The organism is Bacillus sp. FH (assembly GCF_052216825.1).
Classification (GTDB): Bacteria; Bacillota; Bacilli; order Bacillales; family Bacillaceae_G; genus Bacillus_A; species Bacillus_A paranthracis.
In genome coordinates, this window is the sequence record NZ_JBQOUU010000001.1 from 1,646,220 (window position 1) to 1,672,504 (window position 26,285).

The following is a 26,285-nucleotide window of genomic DNA, read 5'->3' on the forward strand; positions in this document are numbered from 1 at the left end:
TTCAAAAGTTTAAACTTGTTTACTTATTAGTTAAAAAAAATTAATAATTCGATTCTATTGCTTGAAGTAAATCCTTCACCTGTTTTAAAAATTCTCCGGCTATTATAGAATAAAAAATTTCTTTTCCATGTCGATCCGCTACAATTAGTTCTGCTTGTTTTAAAATTTTTAAATGGTGTGAAACAGCTGGTCTAGAAATCCCCATTTTATCTGTTATTTGCGTTACATTCATCTGTTTGTTTTCTAACAATAGCATAATAATTTGCTGACGATTCTCATCCCCCAACGCCTGAAATATAGGTGTTACGACCTGAAATTTCTCTAATACAACTTCTGTATTTCTACATTCAAAATTCTCCATATCCTATTCATCCCAACCTTTTATATATAAAAAACATGTAATATATTACCATTAAATAGTAACTCTTTCATTCGCAGTTGTAAATAACTTTATTTTCAGACTATTTGTCGATAAAAAAAGGAAGATTGGATTTCTCCATTCTTTCCTTTACATTCATACAAAATGAAAGACGCCTGCAAAGCAGGCGTCTTGATGCGTTTACGGCGAGAGACCAGGCGACCACATTCGCGTGTTTAGCACTTAAGCATATCTCTCGTCTTACGTAAATTAGCTCATCGCTTTGCTAATATAACATTAATAAAGTATAAGTGCAACATGTTTATAAAAATATTTTATTTCCTCTTTCATCCAAACAAATTATATGTAAATTATAAATTGATAAATGCAATATATATGTTACAATTAATGTAACAGCGAAATCATCATAAACAGGAGATGGATATTGTGAAAAAAATAAAAGATGAACGTCTCATTCTGCAAACATTAAAAAATATACGTATTGCCTTTCTTTTTCAATCACTTGGTATAATTGGAATTTTAGGCTATATCGGATTCACTGAAGGACTAGATCAAATTACGAAATCTCCATTATGGCTATTATTTATTCTTACGAGTATTGTGCTTAGTTATTTACAGTTAAGCGTTTCAATTGATGTAGAAGAAAGCAAAAAGGACATCCAATTAACTCCTTACTATAAACTTGTCTTTCGCTCCCTTATCGTTGGAATTATTATGGCTATTATTTATATTATTTTCAGTCCAGAAAGACCTCTCTTTGAAGCTATTTTAACAGGCAGCATTCTCTTCATATGCTTTTTATTATCTTACTCCGTTAGTTATTTTATAAAAAAGCGTCGTTTACAAGACAACAATGAATAAAGAGGAAGGGTTACCCTTCCTCTTTTATTTTGCTATCGCACTGTACCAGTTAAACCGTAACGAATGTCTCGGAACATATTCACTATGTCACGATTAAAATCGTTTGTAACTGTACCGTTACGCAAGCGTGTACTCATTGCATCGACACGAGTAAACATGTCATTTCTTACAGATACATATACGTTTCTGTTTCCAACTTCATTTGAAACCGCTTGACGAATTTCGTTCGCCATTGCCGTTTCATTTGTCACTGTGTTACGTGGTTTTACCGCAATCGCCACATCGTTTCCATATACAACTGTAGATACGCGGTCTACGTTATTCATACGTTTCACACGATTTGTAATTCTTTCTGCAGTTTTACCATCATTGTTAATGTATGAATTGTTCATTGTAATATTACGTGTTGGATGCGGATTAGCAATTTGACCGTTGTAATTTACATCACGGTAATAGTTATATCCTGTATCGTTACGACCATTTCTATATGTTACATAGTCTGTATAACGATCGTTACGCGTCACATTATCACGATACTGGTGTGTATCATTATAAGATGTACGCTCGTAATTGTAGTTACGTCCATCCATTGCATTGTTTTTTGGTGTACCACATGCAGCTAATGCACTAGTAACTAACAAAGAAGCAGCAATCACTTTTACTTTCGTATTCAATACAAAAACCCCCTCTGTTAGAATGAACTTCTCTTCTGAAAAGCTCCCTCTTATGATGAGTAACAGAGAAGGTTTTTACACTGTTAATATTTCACTGGGGATTTTCTAACATTTGGTGTAAATCTTCCGTTTCCAAAACCAATCTACATACAAAAAAGGTGGGAATCATCCCACCTTTTTTAAACTTCTTCTTCATCCTCTTCTTCTGAAACTGGCTCCCCAAATACATTTGGTGGATCTGGTTGATAATACATCGTTCCTGGCTGTGGTGCATATGCGGATTGAGTTGGTTGATAATATAAAGGATTCGCGTATTGTGGCCCTCCAGGTTGCGGACTATATAGCCTACTCTCTCCTCCGCATCCACAATCTTCCTCTCCTTGCACGAGCGGCGGCATATTATTATCTATCGGTATCATATTTGGATTTGGCATAGACGTATATTGCGGTCCAAACGGTGCTCCTTGCTGATATGGCATTTGATATGGATTTTGTTGTTGATAATACGGATTCGGTGGCATCATAGGCTGTTGGTACGTCATTTGATATGGCATCATATTCGGTGGTTGATTGTTATCCATGATTGGCATCATATTTGGCATTTGATTGTTATCCATAATTGGCATCATATTCGGCATTTGGTTGTTATCCATTATCGGCATCATATTTGGCATTTGATTATTATCCATAATTGGCATGATATTTGGCGGTTGATTGTTATCCATGATTGGCATGATGTTTGGTGGTTGATTGTTATCCATGATCGGCATCATGTTTGGTGGTTGATTGTTATCCATGATCGGCATCATGTTTGGTGGCTGATTATTATCCATGATTGGCATGATGTTTGGTGGCTGATTGTTATCCATAATTGGCATGATGTTTGGTGGCTGATTGTTATCCATAATTGGCATGATGTTTGGTGGCTGATTGTTATCCATAATTGGCATGATGTTTGGTGGCTGATTGTTATCCATAATTGGCATTATATTTGGCACTTGAATATTTGGTGGTATTACTTGCGGAATCACTACATTTTCTTTCGATACATTTGGCGACACTATGTTTCCTACATTTTCTTTCTTTACTTGCGGTGATACTATATTTCCTACGTTTTCTTTTTTTACTTGCGGTGATACTATATTTCCTACGTTTTCTTTCTTTACTTGCGGTGATACTATATTTCCTACGTTTTCTTTCTTTACTTGCGGTGATACTATATTTCCTACGTTTTCTTTCTTCACTTGTGGTGATACTATATTTCCTACGTTTTCTTTCTTCACTTGTGGTGATACGATATTCCCTACATTTTCTTTCTTTACTTGCGGTGATATTATATTGTCTTTTTTCGTTTGCGGAGAAATGATGTTATTAGGTTTCATTTTAGTAATTTGAGGAGCAATTAACTCGCTTCCTTTTTTAATTACATCTGAAATTTTATATTCTTTTTTCGTTTTTATTGGTGGTTGCGGCGGCTGCGGTAACACATTTACCGAAAACTTCGTATTTTCTTTTTCCGCTGGTTTTTGTTTTTCTATAACAGGTGGTTTTTGAATCACTGACGGTTTTTCAACTGGTTTTTCTTTTTGAATTGGCTGTTCTTTTTGCACCTCTTTTTGCGGTTTCACCTGTACTTCCTTTTGTGGCTTCACTTGTATTTCCTTCTGTGGTTTTACCTGTACTTCCTTTTGTGGCTTCACTTGTATTTCCTTCTGTGGTTTTACCTGTACTTCTTTTTGTGGTTTCACTTGCATTTCCTTCTGTGGTTTTACTTGCACTTCTTTTTGTGTTTGTTGCATGGCAGGCTCTTGTGTAATTGGTGCTGATTGATACGTAACTTCTTCCTCGTCTTCTATTCCAAGCGGCGTTGGCGTTGCTGCAAATTCTTTTTGTTGCACTTCTTTTACATATTGTTTTGGAGGTGCTGAACCTGCTCCAGCATGCTGTTTTACGTGTACACTGTTTGATGGTACTTTAATTTTCATACCTGGCATAATTAAATCTGGATTGCTAAGTTGTGTATTTGTTTTTTTCAACGTATCAAAATCCACTCCGTACTTTTTCGCAATTTTCCAAAGGGTATCCCCTTTTTGCACGATATGAATTTTCAAATTTTCCCCCTCCTGTATAACTTATCTATAAGTAACAAATCTCATGAAGTAACCCTTTCTAAATAACGTTAACCTCTTTTCACTTGTATCACTTCTTCGATTTTCGATATCATTAGAAGCGGAATAAGTATAAGATAATCGCAATGATTTCTTCAAAACAATGTATGCCCATTTTGTTCTCGTTATGATTATATGTACGAAAAAAAGCAACGGGAATCCGCTGCTTTACACACGCTCTAACATACGATTTAATGCAAGAACTGCCTCTTCAGTCACTTGTTTATCTACGCTAATGACGTTAATTTCTTCTCCTTTTTCTATCGTTTCCAGTGCCCATAATAAGTGCGGCAAATCAATTCGGTTCATCGTTAAACATGGACACATAAAGGGGTTAAGTGAAACAATTTCTTTATCTGGATGTTGTTGAATAATTCGGTTCACTAAATTCATTTCTGTACCAATCGCCCATTTACTTCCGGATGGAGCCGCTTCAATCATATCAATAATGTATTTCGTTGAACCTGCATAATCCGAAGCAGCTACAACTTCGTAGCAACATTCTGGATGTACAATAATGTTCATGTCCGGCTGATTTTTCCGTACGTTCTCAATGTTTTTCACTGTAAAATTTTGATGAACAGAACAATGTCCTTTCCATAAAATCACTTGGATTTCTTCTATATCTCCATCGTACTCTAATGAATCAGTATGTGGATCCCATACTGCCATTTTATCTAACGGGATACCTAAATCGTACGCTGTATTTCTTCCTAAATGTTGATCCGGTAAAAAAACGAGACGCTCTTTTTGTGTAAACGCCCAAGATACCATTTGTTTTGCATTAGAAGAAGTTACTGTTGCTCCGCCATTACGACCGCAAAATGCTTTAATTGCAGCCGTAGAGTTTACATACGTTAACGGAATCATCGTATCTCCAAATAATTTCATGAGCTCTTTCCATGCTCTTTCTGTTTGTTCAATATCTGCCATATCTGCCATCGAACAACCTGCACGCATATCTGGTAAGATGACAACTTGTTCATCTGTCGTTAACATATCTGCTGTTTCTGCCATAAAGTGTACACCGCAAAATACAATATATTTCGCCTCTTTATTGCTCGCTGCAACTTGCGCAAGCTGAAGTGAATCTCCTGCTGCATCAGAAAATTGTACCACTTCATCTTTTTGGTAATGATGGCCTGGAATAAATAGTTTTCCCCCCATTTTTTCTTTAATTTCACGAACCCGCTTTTCCATGTTTTCTGTTGACATCGTGTAATAACGCTCTGGTAACATCGTTTCAATCGGTTGTACTTTTTCTAAAATACTCATATTTCTTTCTCCCCCTCTAAACCACTTTCCTTACGCCTCAATATTGAAACTAATATCAAGTGCTTTCACTGAATGTGTTAACGCTCCAAGTGAAATATAATCTACCCCTGTTTTTCCGTATTTCGATAAATCTTCAATGGTAATACCTCCTGAAGCTTCTGTAACAATGGCACTTGGTACAATCTTTGAAAACTCTCGAATCTCATCTGGCGTACGGTTATCAAACATAATAATATCTGCACCAGCAGCTACAGCCTCTCTCACTTGCTCCTCTGTTTCTGTTTCCACTTCTACTTTCACCATATGTCCTAACTTTTCTTTCACTGATGTAACAGCTTTCGTAATAGAACCAGCAAAAGCAATATGATTATCTTTGATCATGACACCGTCATATAGGCCGAAACGGTGATTAAATCCGCCTCCGCACACGACTGCATACTTATCAAACATACGTAGCCCTGGCATCGTTTTTCGCGTATCACAAATACGTGTATGGCTGCTATCTAAGGCACGAACAGCCTCGTATGTCATTGTCGCTATCCCACTCATACGCTGGATAACGTTTAATATAACGCGCTCTGCCGTTAATAACGATGCGATTGGTCCTTGGACAGTTGCAATTATTTCGCCTTTTTCTACAAGATCTCCATCTTTTTTATGAAGCTCCACTTTAATTCTCTCATCAATTAATTTAAACCCTTCTTCAATGACTAAACGTCCCGCAAAGACTCCTGTATCCTTTGCAAGAAACGTTCCTTTTGAAAGTAAATTATCTGGAAAAATAAGCTGAGATGTTACATCTCTTTCTCCTATATCTTCTAGAAAAAATCGATTTAATGCTTCTTTAACCTTTATCGTATTCATAAAGCCCCTCTTCCCCTCATTACACAAGTTGTAGTTTTCTTTTCACTCGAACGATTTCTTTTTTTACGCTATTTCTATGTGGGTAATCACTTCGATAATGGCCACCAATGCTTTCTTCTCTTTGCAAAGCTGATACGACGATAAGCTCACAAACTGTTAACATATTCATAAGCGTTATCTCTTCATTTGTAAGAACATCATGTTGTAATATCATATTTCGAACACCGTACTTACTAAGCCATCTCTTTGCATAAGATAAACTTTGCTCTGTTCGCACAATCCCAACATATTTCATCATGCATTCTTGTATTTCTTCTTTCGTCGGCAAATGATTCAGAACGATAAACTTCTTTTCCTTCTCAGCAAAGTTGTTCAATCTGTCTTTTGTCGCTTTCGTTAAAAGATGCTGTCCTATTCTTTTTCCAAACACAAGACCTTCTAATAATGAATTACTCGCTAATCTATTTGCTCCATGAACCCCATTACAAGCTACTTCACCGACTGCATATAAATTTGGAATAGACGTCTCCCCATCAATGTTTGTTTTCACGCCACCCATATGAAAATGAGCACCGGGTACGACTGGAATGCGTTTTTTAGTAATATCAACACCATTCTTTTTACACAATGCTGATACAGTTGGAAAACGTTCTTCGAAATTTTGAATAGACTCGATATTCAAATACACTTTTTCACCCGACAAAAGCTGTTCATGAATCGCTCTTGCCACTACATCACGCGGTGCGAGATCATGATCTGGATGTATATCCATCATAAAACGCTGCCCTTTTCCGTTTATAAGGACAGCTCCTTCACCGCGGACTGCTTCAGAGACGAGACCGCAGCATCGCCCGCCCGCATATAACATCGTTGGATGGAATTGTACAAATTCTAAATCTACAAGCTCCCCACCCGCGCGGTACACCATCGCAAGTCCATCACCCGTAATTGTTTTGTCATTAGAAGTAAAAGCATACAAACCACCAATCCCGCCTGAGGCTAACACAGTATAATCTGCATCATAACGCTTCAACTTCCCTTCACTATCTCGCGTTAAAACTCCAGCACATTTTTCGTTTTCTATAATAAAATCAAGCACCATTTCCTGTTCCACTACCGTAACATGCGGAACTACTTCTTGAATGAAATGCTCTAATAAATTCTTTCCTGTTGCATCGCCACCTGCATGTAAAATACGCCGCTTCCGATGTGCACCTTCTTTTCCAAGGTGAGGGCCCGTTTCATCTCCATCAAATTTCATTCCATTTTCAATGAGATGATTCATTTCTTTCGGCCCTTCTTCAACTAAATAACGAACCGTATCTTCATTGTTATAATGACATCCTGCTACTAACGTATCTTCAAAATGATCATTTGGATTGTCATATGTAGCTACGGCTGCGGCAATTCCACCTTGCGCTAAATATGTATTATTATTACGATTTGTTTCCTTTGTGATAATAATCACATTCTTTTCGTGACAAATCTCTTTTGCAACACGAAGTGCCGCAACGCCACTTCCAATAATTAAGACATCTGCACTTGGCATAATTGTTGCCTCCTACTTTACACTTTTCAACTGTCTTGACACCTATATTTACATAGTTTTAAAATAATGACAAGAGTTTTTTTATAATTCTTATTTTCACTACCATTTAAAAAAATAAAAGAAATGTAACTCTTACTAGAGAGAGGAACTTACATGATGATATATCTTGATTATGCAGCTACTACACCTATGAGCGCGGAAGCATTACAAACATATACGAAAGCAGCATCGCAATACTTCGGAAATGAACAAAGTTTACACGATATTGGAGGAACGGCCTCTTCTTTACTACAAGTTTGTAGAAAAACATTTGCCGAAATGATTGGTGGAAAGGAACAAGGGATATTCTTCACGAGCGGTGGGTCAGAATCGAACTACCTTGCGATTCAGTCCCTTCTCAATGCCCAAAATAAGAAGCATATTATTACGACACCTATGGAACATGCATCCATTCGAAGTTATTTTCAATCCTTACAATCAAAAGGGTATACAATTACTGAAATTCCTGTTGATAAAAATGGACTCATTCGTTTAATAGATTTAGAAGAAGCCATTACAGAAGATACTGTTCTAGCAAGTATACAGCACGGAAACTCTGAAATCGGAACCGTTCAAAATATCGCAGAGATTGGGGCACTTTTAAAAAAATATAACGTTTTATTTCATTCAGATTGTGTACAAACCTTTGGTAAACTTCCTATCCATGTTTTTGAGATGGGGATTGATAGTCTTTCTGTTTCAGCACATAAGATATACGGACCGAAGGGTGTTGGCGCTTGCTATATCAATCCGCAAGTTCGCTGGACACAAATATTTCCGGGGACTTCTCACGAAAAAGGATTTCGTCCAGGTACAGTGAACGTTCCTGGCATCGCAGCTTTTTTAACAGCTGCTGAGAATATATTAAAAAATCAACAAGAAGAAAGTTTACGTTTTAAAGGGTTACGATCTTACTTTTTAGAGCAAATACGAACACTTCCACTAAAAATTGAAGTAGAAGGTCATTCTACTTCTTGTTTACCACATATTATTGGGGTTACAATAAAAGGAATAGAAGGCCAATATACAATGCTAGAATGTAATCGCCGCGGTATTGCCATTTCTACCGGAAGTGCTTGCCAAGTTGGTAAACAAGAACCTTCGAAAACAATGCTTGCAATTGGAAAAACGTATGAAGAGGCAAAACAATATGTCCGCTTCTCTTTCGGACAACAAACAACGAAAGATCAAATTGATACTACTATTCATGCACTACACACAATTGGAAATCAATTTTATAGAGGTGTTAAATCATAATGAAACAAAATGAACAAAAAAAGATTTTAGGTGAAGAAAGACGACAACTTATCCTTCAGTGGCTTCTCGCTGCAAATGAACCGTTATCCGGAAATGAGCTATCGAAAAAGACAAACGTAAGTAGACAAGTTATCGTGCAAGATATTTCCTTGCTTAAAGCACGAAACGAACCGATCATTGCGACTGCTCAAGGCTATTTATATTTAAAACCACAAGAAAAACAGCAAGCTTTCGAACGCGTAATTGTATGCCAACATAAACCAGCAGAAGTACGTCAAGAACTTACAATGCTTGTTGACCACGGCGTTACGATTAAAGATGTAAAAGTTGAGCATCCTGTATACGGTGACTTAACAGCATCCATCATGGTAAGTAATCGCTTTGATGTAGAGCAATATTTACAAAAAATCGAAAATACAAACGCTTCCTATCTATCGCAACTAACAGATGGTATTCACTTACATACAATTGAAGCGGATTCTAAAGAAAAATTAGACGCTGCTTGCGAGGCTTTAGATAAAGCAGGATTTCTCGTTTATTAATGTAAAGCACAGAGTTTTTTATCATTCTCTGTGCTTTTTTAATGATATAATATTGTAATCAATTGTAAAGGAGATCAAAGATGGGAATTGAACTCGTTCACTTTAGCATTGGCAAACCGAAACAAATGAAATATGGCGAAGATAAAGAAATGATAACAGGTATATGTAAAGATTCTACGGAAGAAGCTTTTCTCTCAAAAGATGGCTTCCTTGGTGATGACGTAGCGGATTTAAAACACCATGGGGGACCTGATCGTGCAGTTTGTGTGTACCCACACGAGCATTACGCACTATGGGAAGAAGAATTCCAAACAACACTCCCCGCTTCTGCATTTGGCGAAAACATTACCGTAACAAATATGTTAGAGCGTGATGTTTGCATCGGAGATACATACAAATTAGGTGAAGCAATCATTCAGGTGACACAAGCAAGAGTACCTTGTAGCACAATTTCAAAACGCCTCGGTATTCCTGGCATACTGCCGCGCATTGTAGCAACTGGATTTACTGGCTATCTATGCCGCGTTCTTCAAGAAGGTACTGTACGTAAAGATTCTAAAATTACTTTACTAGAACGTCAACCGAGCAATGTTTCTGTCTTGTTCTCTAACGAAATTTATTTTCATAATAGAAAAGATAGAGATGGCATCGAAAAGATTCTTGCTGTTCCAGAACTAGCTGATGTTTGGCGTGGTCAGTTAGAAGATCGTCTTGCGAAGTTAAAATAAAGAATCCCACCATTTATAGGTGGGATTTTATTGATCTATCACACGGTATAACCTAACTCCCCTTATAACCAATAAGAAGAATAACTCCCCAGCACCGTAACAGAAAAACCTAGTGCTTCAAGTTCCATCGTTACGCCTGGCAATAATACATCATCATATGCTTTATCGACATCGATTAAGAAAAAGTAATTTCCAAGTCCTGTTTTCATCGGGCGCGATTCGATTTTGGATAAGTTTAATTTTCTCCATGCGAAAGCTGATAACACTTGATATAGTGCCCCTGCATAATCAGCAGGTAACGTTATCATAAGCGTCGTTTTCTCTCCGCGGTTTTCTCCATTATTTGAGAGTATTGCTTTCTTTTTCTTATGGAGTACTAGGAAACGTGTATGATTATTTTTATGTGTATGAATGCTTCGCCTTACAATCGTTAATCCGTATTTCTCTGCAGCTGCTTCATTTGCAATGGCAGCGATTTTTTCTTCAGGATGTTCTTTCACATATTGCGCAGCAGCACTTGTTGATGTCATATCCCGGGCAGTTACCCCTTTTAATTCTTCATTTAAAAACTTATGACATTGGGCAATAGCGTGTGGATGAGAATGTACTGCATATACTTCTTCCCACACTTCTGCATACTGCGGATGTACAAGTAAATGTTGCTGAATGGGCACTGTAATTTCTCCTACAATAGAAAGTGGTTGCTCATGTACAAGATAATCAACCGTTATATTCACTGAACCTTCTATGGCATTTTCTAGTGGTACCACTGCATAATCTACATTTCCATTTGCAGCTGCATCCATACAATCTGGGATCGTTCGATACGGTACATGCTCTGCTTCCGGAAAAAAACGACTCACCGCCATATTTGTAAATGTTGCTTCTGGTCCTAAATATCCTACTCGAATCATCGTCTTTTCCCCTCTTTTTCGTTTTCTTACTGTTATACCATACTTTTTTATATTCTTCTATATAAATTTCGAATATTAAAAAAAGACTAGCATTTGCTAGTCTAAATGTTTCCTATATTCTCTTTGAGCAAAAAAGAAATAAACGATGCATGCAACAATATAAAATAGAATAAACAAGCCTACTTTTCGTAATGAACCATCCATAAAGATTGTATTATGAAATGTATATAACGCAACCGCACTATGCATACTTCCTACTATAATTGGCGCAAAAAATAGCATACACAATTGCCAGCGAGAAATCTTCCACACTTCTTCTTTCGTCATTCCAAGCTTAGAAAGCGCCCCGTACTGCTTTCGATCCGATGCAATATTATGAAACCATTTAAAGTATACGATACTACACGATGTAAGGAAAAATAATATACTAATGAATGAGCCTACAAATAGAGTAATATCGCCGCCCTTTTTCATAGTTACATAAAATTCCATATTACTTCGAAATGCATGATCTTTATCTTGTTTCATATGTTTCCGTAAATCTTCATTTAATTCTTTCGTATTTTCGATACTTGGTAATGTATAGCCTCTATATATCATTTTTTCAGAATCAGGAACCTGATTTGCTATACTGTCAAAGTCTTTATCATTCATGACGAAGAACAGACCGTTAATGTGCGAAGGATGATAGTTAAATTGGACCCCTTCCTTTTGACCGTTAAATACGAAGGAATAAGTTTGATTCATTACTTGTAGTTGAATCTCTTTTTGATCATATACATTCGGATGATTGTATTTATTATAATAAACAAGTGTGACTGTTCCTTTTTTAGGATGATACGTTTTCTGTTTTTGTTTTCTCGCCTCTTGATTGTATTCACTTTGTTTAATGAGTGGCGCTACTTCTGTTTCTCCCTTATTGGTCTGAAAAGATGCATACACTCCAACAAAACTCATAGATTGAAAGTCATCATATCTATATTGGTGCAGTAATTGTTCAACCGTACCTTCCTCAAAGACTTCATGGGTAGAAACACCTTTTTCTATGTATGAAAATGAGTGTGCGCCCCCATCTCGCCACATATCTTGCATGCTAGAAAAATATAAAAACACCGTACCTGTTGCTGTAACTACAAACGTCGTTGCCATAGACATCAGAAAGAAAAAGCGACCATTTTCCTTCATTCGATGTGACAATTGATTCACTATAAATAAATACGGATATGTATACATAATCTTTTTATTTCGTTTTATTATTTCTAATATTTGAGCAGTGCCGTGTGTAAAAGAAAAATACGTTCCGAAAGAGACAAGTATAGACACAGGGAAAAAATAGACCGCTATCGTTAGTATGGTCGCTTGTAACGCTAACGTATATCCTATACCTAAACAAATAAATCCAAATATACAAAGCCACATTGATGTTTTCTTCTCTTTTTTATCTGCTCGAAATTCTTTCAATAACCGAATGATTTTTATATTCCATATACGTAAAGCACTTATAAATGATAAGACAACAAATACGACCATATACGCAATAAATGTTCCCCCAATTGCTCTCAAGTCAAATATGACAGGGAGTTCTTTCGGAAGCCCCAGTAACATACTAAACACCATAAAGAAGAGCTTTAAAAAAATCATGCCAAGCCCAATACCAAAAATATTAGCAAATACCCCGATCAACATTTGCTCGGTCATAATTACGCCAATTACGTTAGATTTCGTTGCTCCCATTAACATATATAATCCTAATTCTTTCTTACGTGCCTCTATGAAAATAGAAGTAGAATACAAAATAAATATGACGAAAAAAGAAATGATAATAACATTACATATGATCAGTCCCCAGCGTACGTTTTGATACCACATCGTCTCTTGCATATACGGATGTACAATGACGGACATGTATGCAAAAGACGCAAATATCGCAAAACAACTACTTAAGAAAAATACTTTATAATTACGCCAATTTCCTTTTATATTTTGCAGCGCTAGTTGCCGAATGTTCATCTATCGTCCTCCTGTAACTTACTACATAGGCAAAAAGCTAGAGGTTCCCCTAGCTTTTTACGTGTTTTAAATATCCTCTTTGCGCGATCATAAAGTAAATCGCAGAAGCTAAAATGTATGCTCCAATTACAAGCGCACCTGATTTCCATAAATCGAGATAAAGCATTTTTCCTAACGTATGAAGAGCAAATCCACTATGAATAGCGCCGATGACAATTGGGATAAAGAAGATAACGCCCATTTGTCGAATTGCAATTTTACGAATTTCTTTATCTGTCATACCGATTCTCTTTAACGATTTAAATTGAATACGATCTTGTTCTTTATCGTTAAACCATTTAAAGTATGTCATACTACAAGCGAAGAAGAAGAATAGTACAGCTACGAAGAAACCGATGAACATTGTAATTGCACCACCTTCTCTTATAGCCTTATACGCAAACACTGAATTTCTCAATTCCCCTTGCTTTTCTGGTGCAATTTCCTTTTTCAAATCTAGCACAAGATCTTCGGTACTTTTCCAATCTTCAATATAATAACCATAATATTTCGTCTTTTCTTCATCTGGTACAAGCTTTGCATATTTCTCAAAGTCTTGATCATTCACAATAAGATATTCGCTATCGTTAAAAACAGAATATGACGTTGGCTCGTTTAATTGAACAGACTGCTTTTGTCCGTTAATCTTAAATTCATACGGTTTCGTACGATCTATTTTCATAAGTTCATTTGCTGCATCAACCATAACCATCGTCGCGCTACCTGGTGCATTATGAACCTCTGTAATTTGCTCTTTCTTTTGTTTACGCACTTCCGCGTTATATTCTTTTTCTGAAATAATCGCCATTGGTACTTCACGTTCACTGTTAAACAACATTATTTTCTGTGTTGCAGGTAGTTTTACATAGGTTACTTTTCGTGCATCTTCAAACCCATTTCTTTTTACAATCTCTTGTACTTTTTCTTCATTAATAAGGCTATGCGTATTTAATCCCTTTTCCTCATATGAAATAGCATGTGGCGTAAGCTCTATCGTTTTCGCACTCATATTTTCAAAATATACGTACAGTGTACCTACTGCTGAAGATACTACCGCCGTAATGATAGAAATTACAAATAAAAAACGAGCATTATCCTTCATTTTATAAATAAGATTGCTAAGTACGAACATATTTGGGTATGTATAAAAAGATTGTTTTCGTTTTTGCAATGCTTTTAATACAACTGTACTTCCTTGTGTAAATAGTAAATACGTTCCGCCAATGGTCAATCCTACAATTGGTAAGAAATATATAATAAAATTCATAATGGTTACTTGGAAACAAAGAACATATGCAGCAATAATACATCCTATACCAACTATACATAACCATGTAAATGCAAAAGGCTCTACTTTTTGTTTTCTTGCTTCTCTTAATAAATCAATAATTTGCAAGCGCCCTACTGTCCAAACACTAAACAATGATAGGATTAAAAAGAGAATAAAGTACACACCAGCTGTAATAAGAACTGCTTTACTATTCCATACGAGCGGTAGTGTTTTATCAATTTTTAGTAATACACTCAGTGCTTGGAAAAATAGTTTTGAGCAAAGCATTCCGACCCCAATACCAACTACAATTGCAATACTACCTAACATCAGTTGCTCTAATATAATCATTCGGCCGAGCTGCGATTTCGTTCCGCCTATTAATGTTAGTAGACCAAACTCTTTTTTTCTTGCTCGTAAAAACGTTGAATTTGCATATAAAATAAAGAGTGCCGAGAAGATGACGACAATATAATTCATCGATTCTAACCCTTTTGAAATCATCTCCCTCATACTAATATTACCGCCTACAACATCTGGATGATAAATGAAGGAAGCATACATGAAAAATACGACTATCGATAAACAACTACTTATAAGAAACGCTTTATAATTACGCCAATTTCCTTTTACATTATTAAGCGCGAGCTGGCGAAAGTTCATGATATTCCCCTCCTAGCATCGCAAGTACGTCCAGAATTTCTTGGAAAAAGGCTTGTTTCGTTCTTCCCTTATGTATTTCTGAGAAAATCTCTCCATCACGTATGAAAAGAATACGTTCGCAATAACTCGCCGCTACTGGATCATGCGTTACCATTGCAATTGTTACTTTCTTTTGTTCATGCAAATCTTGCAACGCGCTCATTAATGATTTTGCCGACTTAGAATCTAAGTTTCCAGTTGGCTCATCTGCTAAAATTAGCGTCGGTTCATGAATAATCGCTCTCGCAGCTGCTGCACGTTGTTGTTGGCCACCGGATACTTCATATACCTTTTTATTTAAAATGCCCTCGATATTTAAAAACTTTGCAATCTCAAGCACTTTTGCATCGATTTCATTTACAGATTTCTTCGCCATTACAAGTGGTAAAATGATATTTTCTTTAATCGATAACGTATCAAGTAAGTTAAAATCTTGGAAAATGAATCCTAAATGTGTACGGCGAAACTCCGCCAATTTTGCAGCACGCATTTGATTAATTTCTTCCCCATTTACAAGCACATGACCTGAAGTTTGCTTATCAATTGTTGCTAATAAATTTAAAAGCGTTGTTTTTCCGCTCCCTGAAGGACCCATAATCCCTACAAATTCGCCTTCTTCTATTTTAAAATTTATATCATTTAAAGCAGTCGTTGCTACTGAACCTTTCGATTGGTACACCTTCGTTAATCCTTTTACTTCAAGAACACTCATTTCTAATCCCCCTATGTGTTTTCTTCTTACATTTACTATAAGAAAAATAAGAAAAAGAAACGAGTGATTTCCCTTACAAAACGTTTTGTTATCTTACAGTTTTGTCATTTTTCTCATTAATGTATGATATTCTTCATCTTTTGCAAATTGGAACGTGAATGTTGTCCCTTCCCCTTCAGCCGATTGCACATACATACCGTGATGTAAATTATCACAAATTTCCTTCGTAATATATAAACCCATTCCAGTCGCTTCTCTCGTTTTCCGGCCATTTACCCCTGTAAAGAATGGATCAAATATACGCTTTACATCTTGCTCTGGAATACCGATTCCATTGTCCTTAATATGTAATAACACCTTTTGATCTTTCTCTTCAATTTGAAATTGAATTTCCTTTTTCTCTGCTTCCGAAATTTTTGTATACTTAATTGCATTTACAACAATTTGTCCTATAGCAATACTGAGCCATTTTCTATCAGAGGCAACCATACAAGTATCTTCCTCAAACATCACTTTCGGAAATACAGACGATTGAATGAAGGACTTTCTATTTTCATTAATAATACCTCTAATAATATCTATCACATTTACTACTTCTACTTTATAATCTTTCGCAAACTGCTCTAACCTTGCCATATGTAACGCTAAATCTAAACCATTTAGTATGCGATTATTTTCTTCACGAATACTTTCAACTGTTGCCCTTGCTTCACGATGCTCTTTACCAAACTTCTGTAATAGTAACTCAATAACAGATACCGGTGTTTTCATTTGATGAATCCATTGGTTCATAAATATCATTTGCTGTTGTTCTTTTGCATGTTGTTTATGAACTTCATTCATATATTGCTGTCTTAATAGCGTAAACGATTCAACGACCATCTCTTGCTCTGCCGTATAAGAAGTATCAATAAGTAAGGAATCATGTAATGTATTTCCGCCAGTAACATACTTTTTAATCCTCTTTAAAAACACACTCCGTTTTCGGTAATCGTAAATGAGATATACAGTAAAAACAACTGTCCCTAATAAAAGTCCGTATAACCACGTATTCCAATCAATAGATCGCTTTTCTAAAAGACTTTGCAACTGCAAAACGAGCCCAAATAAACAGAGGCTAACAATGTAAGAAAGAATTAAAGAAAAGCGGTCCATGAGGTAATCTTTAACCTTCATGGCCTTCTCCCCACTCTGTAAGAAGCGCATAACCGTATCCACGTTTCGTTACAATTGCATTTTTAATGCCTAGCTCCTCTAGTTTCTTTCTTACACGTTTTACATTTACGGTTAATGTATTATCATCAACAAAAGCTACCTCATCCCAGAGGGCTTCTAACAATTCTTCGCGCGTTACATATTGATCTGCTTGTTTCATTAAACACTCTAATAAGTAAAATTCATTTTTTGTCAGTTCTGTTTGTTGCCCTTGCCACTCAACAACGTGCTGAGATGGGAATAACAACAGTCCATTTACACCTAAACAATCGCTTTCTGCCGCAGAAGCATATTCACCATACCCACGACGAAGTGCACTTTTTACCTTAGCCATTACAATGTCTAAATGGAATGGCTTCGTAATGTAATCATCTCCGCCATTTTCAATTGCCATTACTTGATCCATTTCCCCCGTTCTTGCAGAAACAAAAATAATTGGTGCATTCGATACAGTGCGGATTTGACGACACCAATAGAAACCATCAAAATACGGTAAATTAATATCAAGTAACACGAGATGTGGATTTACTTTTACAAACTCATCTTTTATATGTCGTAAATCACTTGCTCGAAATGACTGATAGCCATACCTTTCTAAATGCTCCTCTAATATCCCCGCGATTTTTTCATCGTCTTCTACAATTAATATTTTATACATGTTCACTTTCTCCCCATAAAAAGTTCTTATAAAACCACTTCTTTTTCTATTATAAATTGAAAATTTAATTAGTGGGGATTTTTTCCTGTATAAATCAGACTTTTACGATATAAAAAAAGACTGCCATATTTCGGCAGTCTTAGTCGATAAATTCAAATTCATATTCAAGAATTTTTACAATATCTCCGTCTTTTGCACCACGTGCACGAAGCGCTTCATCAATACCCATTCCGCGCATTTGGCGAGCGAAACGACGTACAGATTCATCACGTGAGAAGTCTGTCATCTTGAATGTTTTCTCGATATCGTAACCAGAGATAACAAACGTGCCATCACTTTCACGTGTAATGTCAAATTTAACACCTTCAGTCTCAAGTTTGTACATTACACTTGTATCAGACTCATCCGCAACTTCATGTATTGGGAATTCAGGTGTTGTTTCTAATAAGTTCGCTACTTCAAATAGTAAATCACGAACACCTTGTTTCGTTACAGCTGAGATTGGGAAGATTTTTACTTCGTCTCCCACTTTCTCTTTAAATGCTTGTAAGTTTTCTTCTGCATCTGGCATATCCATTTTGTTTGCAACAACAACTTGTGGACGCTCCGTTAAGCGAAGATTGTATTCTTTTAATTCATTATTAATCGTTACGTAATCTTCATATGGATCACGGCCTTCTAAACCAGACATATCAATTACATGCACGATTACACGTGTACGCTCAATATGACGCAGGAATTGATGACCAAGTCCAACGCCGGCATGTGCGCCTTCAATTAGTCCAGGAAGGTCAGCCATAACGAAGCTGCGGTTATCACCTGTTTCAACAACACCAAGGTTTGGAACGATTGTTGTAAAGTGATACTCTGCAATTTTCGGACGTGCTGATGATACGACAGATAATAATGTAGATTTACCTACACTTGGGAATCCAACAAGTCCAACGTCTGCTAGTACTTTAAGTTCTAGAATGACATCACGTTCTTGACCTGGTTCCCCATTCTCAGCAATTTCTGGCGCTGGGTTCGTAGCTGTTGCGAAACGTGAGTTACCACGGCCACCGCGGCCACCTTTTGCAATTACAGCTGTTTGTCCATGTGTTACTAAATCCGCAAGAATTTGACCTGTTTTTTCATCTTTTACTACCGTTCCTGGCGGAACTTTAACGATTAAATCTTCAGCTTTACGACCGTGCTGCCCTTTACTCATTCCGTGCTGACCACGATCAGCTTTGAAATGACGTTGGTAGCGGAAGTCCATTAATGTACGTAAGCCTTCTTCAACAACGAAAACAACATCTGCACCTTTACCACCGTCGCCACCTGCTGGACCACCTTTTGGAACATACTTCTCACGACGATACGCAACCATTCCGTTACCACCGTCGCCGCCTTTTACATATATCTTGACCTGATCTACAAACATTATTTCACCACACTTTTTTCAATTGGTTGTAATATAACTGAGACTTCTTCGTCTCTTACTGTATAAGAAATGGAATACCATTTATTGTTTTGGTTCGCAAGCCAATTCTGTAGTTCTTCTACACTCGTTAGCTTACCACGAAAATCAAAAAAGAAACGAGCATTCTCCGCGTCACATTCAATTGTGATACAAACATAATTTTCAACATATACGTCTAAACTATGCTGAAGCATTGAGAAAAATTGATTCGTCCATGTACATACAGTCTCATCTAAGTGAGATAAGTTATGTAAATTCCCTAATACTTCGTACTCCAATAAGCACGGCTGCTGTTTCCAATTATATGTTAAAATCCACTCTGAAAATAAAGGCATTGATAGCCCCATCAGATTGGATTCTTGTCTCGCTTCTTGGACAAAACGATCGATGAGACTATGAATTTCTTCCACTTTTCCAAGGGAAAGGTTTCCTTTCACCATCTGCATACGATTGAGCCAATCATGTCTTGAATGGCGCAATGCATCTATAATTGTCCATTTTTTATTCATTTAGATACTCCTTAATATAGAAAAACTCTAACCTGCACTCAGGTTAGAGTTTTCCGTGAGTTCTTATGCTTCTTGAGCAACAGGATATACGCTCACTTGTTTGCGGTCACGGCCAAGACGCTCGAAGCGTACTACGCCGTCAACTTTCGCGTATAAAGTGTCATCGCCACCACGACCAACGTTAACACCTGGATAAATTTTTGTACCGCGTTGACGGTAAAGAATTGAACCACCTGTAACCGTTTGACCATCTGCGCGTTTAGCACCAAGACGTTTTGACTGAGAGTCACGACCGTTCTTTGTACTACCTACACCTTTCTTAGATGCGAAAAACTGAAGATCTAATCTTAACATACGTTACACCTCCTGCACTTTTTCTATTAAACGGATATACTTTCCGTAATCAAGTTCGATCGTCTTAAGCGAAACAACCAATCCTTCTAAAAGTATCTGTGCTTTTTCTGCTGTATGAACGTCTAAATCATTAGGCAATTCATACGTTAAGAATCCACCATCACTTCCGAGTTCAATAGTTGCCTGCACATTACAAAGTTCTTCCACAGCATTTATGGAACCAAACACAACCGCTGTAGTTCCAGCACAGACAAGATCTTGTCCATGTGGCGCATAATCGGCATGTCCAGTCATTTTAAATGATTGGATACTTCCTAATTTCGTGCGACTTATCGTAATTTTAATCATGTTAACCAGAATTAAGCGTTGATAGCTTCAACAACTAGCTTAGTGTAAGGTTGACGATGACCTTGTTTCTTACGATTGTTCTTTTTCGCTTTGTATTTGAAAACGATGATTTTCTTAGCGCGACCGTGTTTTTCAACTTTCGCAGTAACTGTTGCACCTTCTACAACTGGGCTACCAACTTTCACGTTTTCGCCACCAACGAAAAGAACTTTGTCAAAAGTAACAGTTTCACCAGCTTCAACATCTAATTTTTCAATGTAGATTTCTTGACCAGCTTCAACTTTGATTTGTTTTCCACCTGTTTCGATAATTGCGTACATACTTGCACCTCCTCTTAATTACTAAGACTCGCCAAAAACGAGGTAGACATAAATGCCTTTAAGGAACCTGTCTTGTGCGGTTGTAGCATATAGCCGTTTAGGTGCTATAAACTATAACATAAAGATGTTATCATGAATCATAGACTATTGTCAATGAAAGTTCTAATAACTATTTTTTCCGTTCTATAATTTCTTTTTTACTTCCAAAACGGATAATAGCGTACTTTTCGATCATATCATCTTTGAAATAAATTTCAAATGGAATATTTTTTTGTAATTCTTTTTGCAAAAATTGTTTTTGTAATTCTTTAGGTGCAGAGATTAATACTGCCTCATCTTCTATATTGCCATATGTAATTAGCTCTCTCTCTAGCTCATACGCAATCGTTTCATATGACATGACATAACCCGTCGCTTTGCACGGTGCACACTCTTCAAGTAATACGTCACGTAAAGAATGTTTTTTACGTTTACGTGTCATCTCTAAAATCCCTAACTCTGTGAACCCGAGCACTCTTGTATATGTGCGATCATTTTGCATAGCAGCGATGAGACATTCTCTTATCTTTTCTTTATCTTCTCTTCTTTTCATATTAATAAAGTCAATTAATATCATACCACCAATATCACGGAGTCTTAATTGACGCGCTATCTCTTCAGCTGCTACTTCATTTGTACGAAGGACTGTATCTTGTAAATTCTGTTTTCCAGTAAACTTACCCGTATTCACATCAATTACAGTCATCGTCTCCATTTGTTCCACAATTAAATAAGCACCATTTGGGAGCCAAACAATTTTTTGAAGTGCTTTCTCAATCTCACGCTCTATGCCAAAATGGTTAAATATTGAAGACTTTTCATTATAAAAAGATATTTTTTCTTTGCCGACTTTTTCTTCTAATTCTTTTACTATACTTCTTGTATCTACAACTACTTTTTCAATCGTTTCAATTGGATTCTCTTGAAATACACGATCTAAAAAGGTTGCTGGTCGATGGACTAGTAACGGTGCCTTTCCTTGGCCCTCTTTTCTTTTTAACTCTTCATATAACTGCTGTAACCTTTGCATTTCAGCTTGTATTTCTTCAATTTCTCCTTTTTCAGAAGCTGAGCGGAAAATATAACCTCCTTTCCCTTCTACTTCAATTTGGAGTAATTGTTGCCTTCTTTTATTGTTTTTTATTTTCCGAGAAACCGCACGCATTTCATCATATGGCATATAAACGACATATTTCCCGGTAAATTCTATATTTGCTGTCAATTTTGGCCCTTTCGTATCAATTGCCTCTTTTACAACTTGTACGAGTACCGCTTTTCCTTCATGTATATGATAAGAAGATGGTACATCATCGTACGAGAGATAAGCATGTTTTTCTAAACCTATATTTACAAAAGCTGCATTCATTCCAGCAATCGTTCTTACGATACGTCCAACATAAATATGCCCAACAATCTCTTGTTCTTCATTTCGTTTCCATAAAAACTCAACAATTTTCTTCTTCTCTTCAATTGCAACGCGTTTTTCCGATCCAGCGTAGTTTATATATAACGTTTTCAAAATACTTTCCTCACTTTATAATCTTCTTTGCTTTTACAATAATAAAAGGTTAGTGCTAACGTCAACACTAACCGATTAATTCTTCAACAGATGAAGTTGTTCGTTTTTCAGTAAAATACGCATAAAGCAATTCATTTTCATCCAATGTGTAATGTTCTTTATATTTTCCGCGGACGATAATAGAATGCTTATAGCCTCTACGAAATTTTGTGAATATCTTATATAAATGATCTTCTGATTGCACCTCAATCGGTGCAATCTTTTCAATTCCTCTTTTGTTCCCATAATAACGTTCTAATAAAAAACGCATAAAGGCATACCGTCTTTGCTTCCATTCTTGATATAACGACACCGCTAAAAATATGAGTAGTACCCACATCATAATATTGTTACTATTCCAAAGTAACTGCCATCCTAGTATGACACTAAAAAAAACACATGATAATTTCATCATCTTTTCATGTGCTTGTAAATAAGGAAAACGATATGATAGTACGTTAAACAATACTTTTCCACCATCAAGAGGCCAAATAGGTAGTAAATTAAACGCTAAAATAATTATATTATTCCACATAAAGAAATAATATAATTCCGCATGAAGCCAACCAGCTTCAAACAACATATAGCCTACCGCCATCATCCAAATATGTTGAATAGGTCCTGCAATTACAACAACTAGTTCCTCTTTCAATGATTTATTCCCATGTTCCTCAAGCTCAGCCACACCACCAAACGGCAAAAGTTGAATCTTCTTAATACGCCAATTATAATGTGCCGCTGCAAAAGCATGCCCAAGTTCATGGATGAGAACGATACAAAATAACAGTAGTAACTCTTTAAAACGTGCCGTGAAAATACCAATGACAATAATAACCCAAAACAACGGATGTACTGAAATCTTTGTTAAAACATCTCTATATTTAATCAAATGAAATCACCTGAATCGGATCAATAAATTTTTCATCCTTTTTTATTGCGAAATAAAACTTACCATTTTTATTATTCGCATCATTATTCACTGTTCCAATTTTTTGTTTCTTTGAAACGTAATCATATAATTTCACTGACATATCATTTAAATTTGCATACCATGACTCCGTACCATCTGCATGCTGAATTTGAACTGTATTACCAAGTTCCTCTTTCTTGCCCGCAAAAACTACTAGCCCTTCATTCACTGACTCAACAGTTGCATTTGTAGCTGTTTGTACAAATACACCTTGGCCATTTTTTTGAAACCCTTGCATCACCTTTCCGGAAGCAGGAATGGCATAATCTTTTTGCTGAATCTTTTCTTCTTTTTTCTCATTAGGCGAATAGAACACGAGCGGTTTTCCAAACTGTTTTTCGTACCATTTCGCTACAGTAGCAAACTGAAATTCTTCTTTCATCACTTTTTCTGTAACAGCTTTAGCACCGTCGAAAGAAGCTGGTGCATTCTTATATAAAATAGCGACAGAAAGAACTAATATTGCTGATAACAATACTTTGAAGAAAAACACTTCTTTTCGAAATAAAGGATGAATTTCCTTTTCTCCATCTTCAATAAACACTGTTTCACTATCAAAATTCCCTCCAGCAAAATACTGCTCTTCCTCCATCCTTTCTTGCTCTGCCTTCCTCTTCGCAATCCGTTTTTTAATTTCTTCTACACGTCTATTCTTCATACTGTCTCCTTTCTTTCGTTAAGCTAATGTACATAGAAACAGTTGTATACAGTTTGTACATATGTATGAGCTAGGTATGGAAGATATTCGTGTGAAGAAAAAGAAAGCACTCCGCAAATATGCGAAGTGCTTTTAACGGATTCCAAAGAAGTTTTTCACCTTTGTAAATACCGATACCTTTTCTTGTTCAAATGCTTGTAATGGGACATTCTCACCCAACAAACGTCTTGCAATATTACGATAAGCTAACGCTGCTTTTCCGCTCGGTTGCAACGCTACAGGCTCACCTGTATTTGTAGCACGAATAACTTCATCATCATCTTCGACAACACCAAGAAGCTCGATTGACAATGTACGTACGATTTCATCAACATCTAACATATCCTGTTCATGAAGCATATGACTACGCACACGATTAATAACAAGTTTCGGTGGTTCAATATCCTCTTTTTCTAAAAGCCCGATAATACGATCCGCATCGCGCATTGAGGATACTTCTGGCGTCGTAACAACAATTGCTTTATCCGCACCAGCTACCGCATTTTTAAATCCCTGCTCAATCCCCGCAGGACAATCAATTAATATGTAATCATAATCTTGACGTAATACTTGTATTAATTCATCCATTTGTTCAGGTGTTACCGCTGATTTATCACTCGTTTGTGCTGCAGGTAATAAATAAAGATCATCAAAACGTTTATCTTTAATAAGAGCCTGAGGTAAACGGCAACGCCCTTCAACGACATCAACAAGATCAAATACAATACGATTTTCCAGCCCCATTACTACGTCTAAGTTTCGAAGACCGATATCTGTGTCAATTAAGCACACTTTCTTTCCAGATAACGCTAGGGCTGTCCCAATGTTCGCAGACGTTGTAGTTTTACCTACACCGCCTTTTCCAGATGTAATTACTATTGCCTCTCCCACAGCTATACAATTCCCCTTTCTAACTTTGTTAAATTAGGTCTAAGATGAGTGAGAAGTTGCAGTCGATCGACAACAATGTGATTGTTCTCATTAATATACGCACATTCTGCCGCCTCCGCTCCGTCTTCTTTCTCTTCCGGAGCCCGCATTGCCACATCACTAATTCGAAGTTGCATCGGGTTCATAACAGATGCAGCGATTACAGCATCTGAATCCCCATAATAGCCCGCATGTGCAATTCCTCTTAATGATCCTACGACAAAAATATTCCCCCCAGCGATAACCGTTCCGCCTGGATTAACATCACCAATTAACAATAAATTTCCTTTTACATGTAAAACTTGTCCAGAGCGAACAATTTTGGAAATAGGGACGATTTCTGTTTCTTCTTTCCAAGCTATTGCTTCCTCTTTCGTTATAACATCACTTTCAATCGAATCCACAACGAGATTCTTTTTATTACGAATTAACGTACGAATCTCTTCTTGTTGGACTTCTGTTAAATAACGGTTTCCTACTTTCACATGCACTTCAATTAAAGAGCGTCCATCACCATCATAGTAATGTGTAGAAAGCTTTTCATCCAATTCCTTCAATAATTCAGAGAATGAACAACAATCATCTAAATGAAGGGTTATTCCGTCTTTTGTCCCTTTTATTGTTACATTTTGTTGCTTTTTTTCTTCCACTAAAGTTCACCCCACCGATTCAATTCGACATAAAATTAGAAAATCCTTTTTTCTTTTTCTTCCATCGCTTTTGAAAGACGCACTAAATATCGTCTCAGTGGGAAACAAACTATCAATAAGAAAATTGCATTTAGCAATAAAGTAGACAGGAGACGATCTGTGAAAAAGACATACGCCGACATATGAGTACGTCCTAACAAAGTTAAAAATCCATACACATAATACTCTAATGCTACTATGCTAGCTAGTACGATAGAAGTAACAATAAATAAATTCAATTGTAGTACCTTCATCACACTATAAACTAAATAAACTAAAATCGGATACGCAAAAATATATATACCAACAAGTTCCGTGTATACGGTATCAAATAAGAAACCAAATAATAGTCCGTAATAAATCCCTTGGACCGGACTATAGTACACAGTAATAAAACATAACACAATGATAAAGAAATGAGGTGATGCTATACTGTCTTTCCAAAAAACCTCTGTTGGAACAATAGTAGCAAACATATTTTCAAATAAAAAAGCAAAAAGGAGCAAAAGAGGAAGAGCTGCTCTTTTTAAAATCTTCATCATCTCTTCTC

26 protein-coding genes, 1 pseudogene and 1 other annotated feature are annotated in these 26,285 nt (G+C 36.5%); of the genes and pseudogenes, 4 read left to right on the forward strand and 23 right to left on the reverse strand.

Annotated elements, in window-relative coordinates; genetic code table 11:
* Nucleotides 1-40: 40 nt before the first annotated feature.
* Complete coding sequence (locus ACTT1L_RS08765) at nucleotides 41-361, reverse strand: ArsR/SmtB family transcription factor (RefSeq protein WP_000426918.1); 321 nt, start codon at nucleotides 359-361, stop codon at nucleotides 41-43.
* 444 nt (nucleotides 362-805) lie between these two features.
* Here ACTT1L_RS08765 and ACTT1L_RS08770 point away from each other — a divergent pair, with 444 nt between their 5' ends.
* Nucleotides 806-1,240: a branched-chain amino acid ABC transporter substrate-binding protein gene (locus tag ACTT1L_RS08770; RefSeq protein WP_139339163.1), complete on the forward strand. Its 435-nt coding sequence runs from the start codon at nucleotides 806-808 to the stop codon at nucleotides 1,238-1,240.
* 32 nt (nucleotides 1,241-1,272) lie between these two features.
* On the opposite strand, the gene ACTT1L_RS08775 is transcribed toward ACTT1L_RS08770, so the two are convergent.
* The 5 genes and pseudogenes from ACTT1L_RS08775 to nadB form a co-directional block, all read right to left on the reverse strand.
* Nucleotides 1,273-1,914 carry a YhcN/YlaJ family sporulation lipoprotein gene (locus ACTT1L_RS08775; RefSeq protein ID WP_001093544.1) on the reverse strand — a complete coding sequence of 214 codons (642 nt, stop codon included), beginning with the start codon at nucleotides 1,912-1,914 and terminating at the stop codon, nucleotides 1,273-1,275.
* A gap of 1,954 nt (nucleotides 1,915-3,868) precedes the next feature.
* Nucleotides 3,869-4,025, reverse strand: a pseudogene (safA, locus tag ACTT1L_RS08780) (SafA/ExsA family spore coat assembly protein); the annotation flags it as partial.
* 225 nt (nucleotides 4,026-4,250) lie between these two features.
* Nucleotides 4,251-5,357, reverse strand: a complete 1,107-nt coding sequence (gene nadA / locus ACTT1L_RS08785; protein ID WP_076873217.1) for a quinolinate synthase NadA — start codon at nucleotides 5,355-5,357, stop codon at nucleotides 4,251-4,253.
* Nucleotides 5,358-5,387: 30 nt separating this feature from the next.
* Nucleotides 5,388-6,221 (reverse strand): carboxylating nicotinate-nucleotide diphosphorylase, encoded by an 834-nt coding sequence (nadC, locus tag ACTT1L_RS08790; RefSeq protein WP_001092219.1) that lies wholly within the window; start codon nucleotides 6,219-6,221, stop codon nucleotides 5,388-5,390.
* A 19-nt stretch (nucleotides 6,222-6,240) separates the two neighbouring features.
* A complete protein-coding gene (gene nadB, locus ACTT1L_RS08795) occupies nucleotides 6,241-7,770 on the reverse strand; it encodes an L-aspartate oxidase (protein ID WP_001138551.1) in 1,530 nt (509 codons plus the stop codon).
* 153 nt (nucleotides 7,771-7,923) lie between these two features.
* On the opposite strand from nadB, the gene ACTT1L_RS08800 reads away from it, so the two are divergent.
* The 3 genes from ACTT1L_RS08800 to ACTT1L_RS08810 all read left to right on the forward strand — a co-directional run bounded on the left by ACTT1L_RS08800 (nucleotide 7,924) and on the right by ACTT1L_RS08810 (nucleotide 10,336).
* On the forward strand, nucleotides 7,924-9,066 hold the full coding sequence (locus ACTT1L_RS08800) for an IscS subfamily cysteine desulfurase (protein WP_000973747.1): 1,143 nt from the start codon (nucleotides 7,924-7,926) through the stop codon (nucleotides 9,064-9,066).
* A complete protein-coding gene (locus ACTT1L_RS08805) occupies nucleotides 9,066-9,608 on the forward strand; it encodes a transcription repressor NadR (protein WP_000812272.1) in 543 nt (180 codons plus the stop codon). Before ACTT1L_RS08800 ends, ACTT1L_RS08805 begins: the two co-directional genes overlap by 1 nt.
* Before the next feature lie 80 nt (nucleotides 9,609-9,688).
* Complete coding sequence (locus ACTT1L_RS08810; protein WP_000510674.1) at nucleotides 9,689-10,336, forward strand: MOSC domain-containing protein; 648 nt, start codon at nucleotides 9,689-9,691, stop codon at nucleotides 10,334-10,336.
* Between the two features lie 62 nt (nucleotides 10,337-10,398).
* On the opposite strand, the gene pheA is transcribed toward ACTT1L_RS08810, so the two are convergent.
* The 17 genes from pheA to mreD all read right to left on the reverse strand — a co-directional run bounded on the left by pheA (nucleotide 10,399) and on the right by mreD (nucleotide 26,277).
* Nucleotides 10,399-11,250, reverse strand: coding sequence for a prephenate dehydratase (gene pheA / locus ACTT1L_RS08815; RefSeq protein WP_048557567.1), 852 nt, complete (start codon nucleotides 11,248-11,250; stop codon nucleotides 10,399-10,401).
* A 96-nt stretch (nucleotides 11,251-11,346) separates the two neighbouring features.
* The gene (locus ACTT1L_RS08820; RefSeq protein ID WP_001026342.1) at nucleotides 11,347-13,260 is read right to left on the reverse strand and encodes an ABC transporter permease; all 1,914 of its coding nucleotides are present in this window, start codon (nucleotides 13,258-13,260) and stop codon (nucleotides 11,347-11,349) included.
* Nucleotides 13,261-13,309: 49 nt separating this feature from the next.
* Nucleotides 13,310-15,232 (reverse strand): ABC transporter permease, encoded by a 1,923-nt coding sequence (locus ACTT1L_RS08825; protein ID WP_001011383.1) that lies wholly within the window; start codon nucleotides 15,230-15,232, stop codon nucleotides 13,310-13,312.
* A complete protein-coding gene (locus ACTT1L_RS08830) occupies nucleotides 15,207-15,983 on the reverse strand; it encodes an ABC transporter ATP-binding protein (RefSeq protein ID WP_000114533.1) in 777 nt (258 codons plus the stop codon). Before ACTT1L_RS08830 ends, ACTT1L_RS08825 begins: the two co-directional genes overlap by 26 nt.
* 93 nt (nucleotides 15,984-16,076) lie before the next feature.
* The gene (locus ACTT1L_RS08835; RefSeq protein WP_071741867.1) at nucleotides 16,077-17,159 is read right to left on the reverse strand and encodes a HAMP domain-containing histidine kinase; all 1,083 of its coding nucleotides are present in this window, start codon (nucleotides 17,157-17,159) and stop codon (nucleotides 16,077-16,079) included.
* Nucleotides 17,149-17,856, reverse strand: a complete 708-nt coding sequence (locus ACTT1L_RS08840; protein WP_000276715.1) for a response regulator transcription factor — start codon at nucleotides 17,854-17,856, stop codon at nucleotides 17,149-17,151. The genes ACTT1L_RS08835 and ACTT1L_RS08840 overlap by 11 nt, the downstream gene beginning before the upstream one ends.
* A 139-nt stretch (nucleotides 17,857-17,995) precedes the next feature.
* On the reverse strand, nucleotides 17,996-19,282 hold the full coding sequence (obgE, locus tag ACTT1L_RS08845) for a GTPase ObgE (protein ID WP_000497115.1): 1,287 nt from the start codon (nucleotides 19,280-19,282) through the stop codon (nucleotides 17,996-17,998).
* A complete protein-coding gene (locus ACTT1L_RS08850) occupies nucleotides 19,282-19,830 on the reverse strand; it encodes a sporulation initiation phosphotransferase B (protein WP_001037006.1) in 549 nt (182 codons plus the stop codon). Before ACTT1L_RS08850 ends, obgE begins: the two co-directional genes overlap by 1 nt.
* Nucleotides 19,831-19,893: 63 nt before the next feature.
* Complete coding sequence (rpmA, locus tag ACTT1L_RS08855; protein WP_000944958.1) at nucleotides 19,894-20,184, reverse strand: 50S ribosomal protein L27; 291 nt, start codon at nucleotides 20,182-20,184, stop codon at nucleotides 19,894-19,896.
* 3 nt (nucleotides 20,185-20,187) lie between these two features.
* Nucleotides 20,188-20,532 carry a ribosomal-processing cysteine protease Prp gene (locus ACTT1L_RS08860; RefSeq protein WP_001993153.1) on the reverse strand — a complete coding sequence of 115 codons (345 nt, stop codon included), beginning with the start codon at nucleotides 20,530-20,532 and terminating at the stop codon, nucleotides 20,188-20,190.
* 11 nt (nucleotides 20,533-20,543) lie between these two features.
* Nucleotides 20,544-20,852: a 50S ribosomal protein L21 gene (rplU, locus tag ACTT1L_RS08865; RefSeq protein ID WP_000270908.1), complete on the reverse strand. Its 309-nt coding sequence runs from the start codon at nucleotides 20,850-20,852 to the stop codon at nucleotides 20,544-20,546.
* A 14-nt stretch (nucleotides 20,853-20,866) separates the two neighbouring features.
* Nucleotides 20,867-20,944: a sequence feature (ribosomal protein L21 leader region), on the reverse strand.
* Nucleotides 20,945-21,021: 77 nt separating this feature from the next.
* Entirely contained in the window at nucleotides 21,022-22,410 is a 1,389-nt protein-coding gene (locus ACTT1L_RS08870) for an Rne/Rng family ribonuclease (protein WP_071741869.1), read from the reverse strand.
* A 67-nt stretch (nucleotides 22,411-22,477) separates the two neighbouring features.
* Entirely contained in the window at nucleotides 22,478-23,338 is an 861-nt protein-coding gene (spoIVFB, locus tag ACTT1L_RS08875) for a stage IV sporulation intramembrane metalloprotease SpoIVFB (RefSeq protein WP_000599049.1), read from the reverse strand.
* Entirely contained in the window at nucleotides 23,331-24,077 is a 747-nt protein-coding gene (gene spoIVFA / locus ACTT1L_RS08880; RefSeq protein ID WP_000797467.1) for a stage IV sporulation protein SpoIVFA, read from the reverse strand. The genes spoIVFB and spoIVFA overlap by 8 nt, the downstream gene beginning before the upstream one ends.
* A gap of 132 nt (nucleotides 24,078-24,209) precedes the next feature.
* Nucleotides 24,210-25,007, reverse strand: a complete 798-nt coding sequence (gene minD / locus ACTT1L_RS08885; RefSeq protein ID WP_000503311.1) for a septum site-determining protein MinD — start codon at nucleotides 25,005-25,007, stop codon at nucleotides 24,210-24,212.
* Nucleotides 25,008-25,009: 2 nt separating this feature from the next.
* Nucleotides 25,010-25,696 (reverse strand): septum site-determining protein MinC, encoded by a 687-nt coding sequence (gene minC / locus ACTT1L_RS08890; protein WP_000391517.1) that lies wholly within the window; start codon nucleotides 25,694-25,696, stop codon nucleotides 25,010-25,012.
* 35 nt (nucleotides 25,697-25,731) lie between these two features.
* Nucleotides 25,732-26,277: a rod shape-determining protein MreD gene (mreD, locus tag ACTT1L_RS08895; protein ID WP_000975746.1), complete on the reverse strand. Its 546-nt coding sequence runs from the start codon at nucleotides 26,275-26,277 to the stop codon at nucleotides 25,732-25,734.
* Between the last annotated feature and the right edge of the window lie 8 nt (nucleotides 26,278-26,285).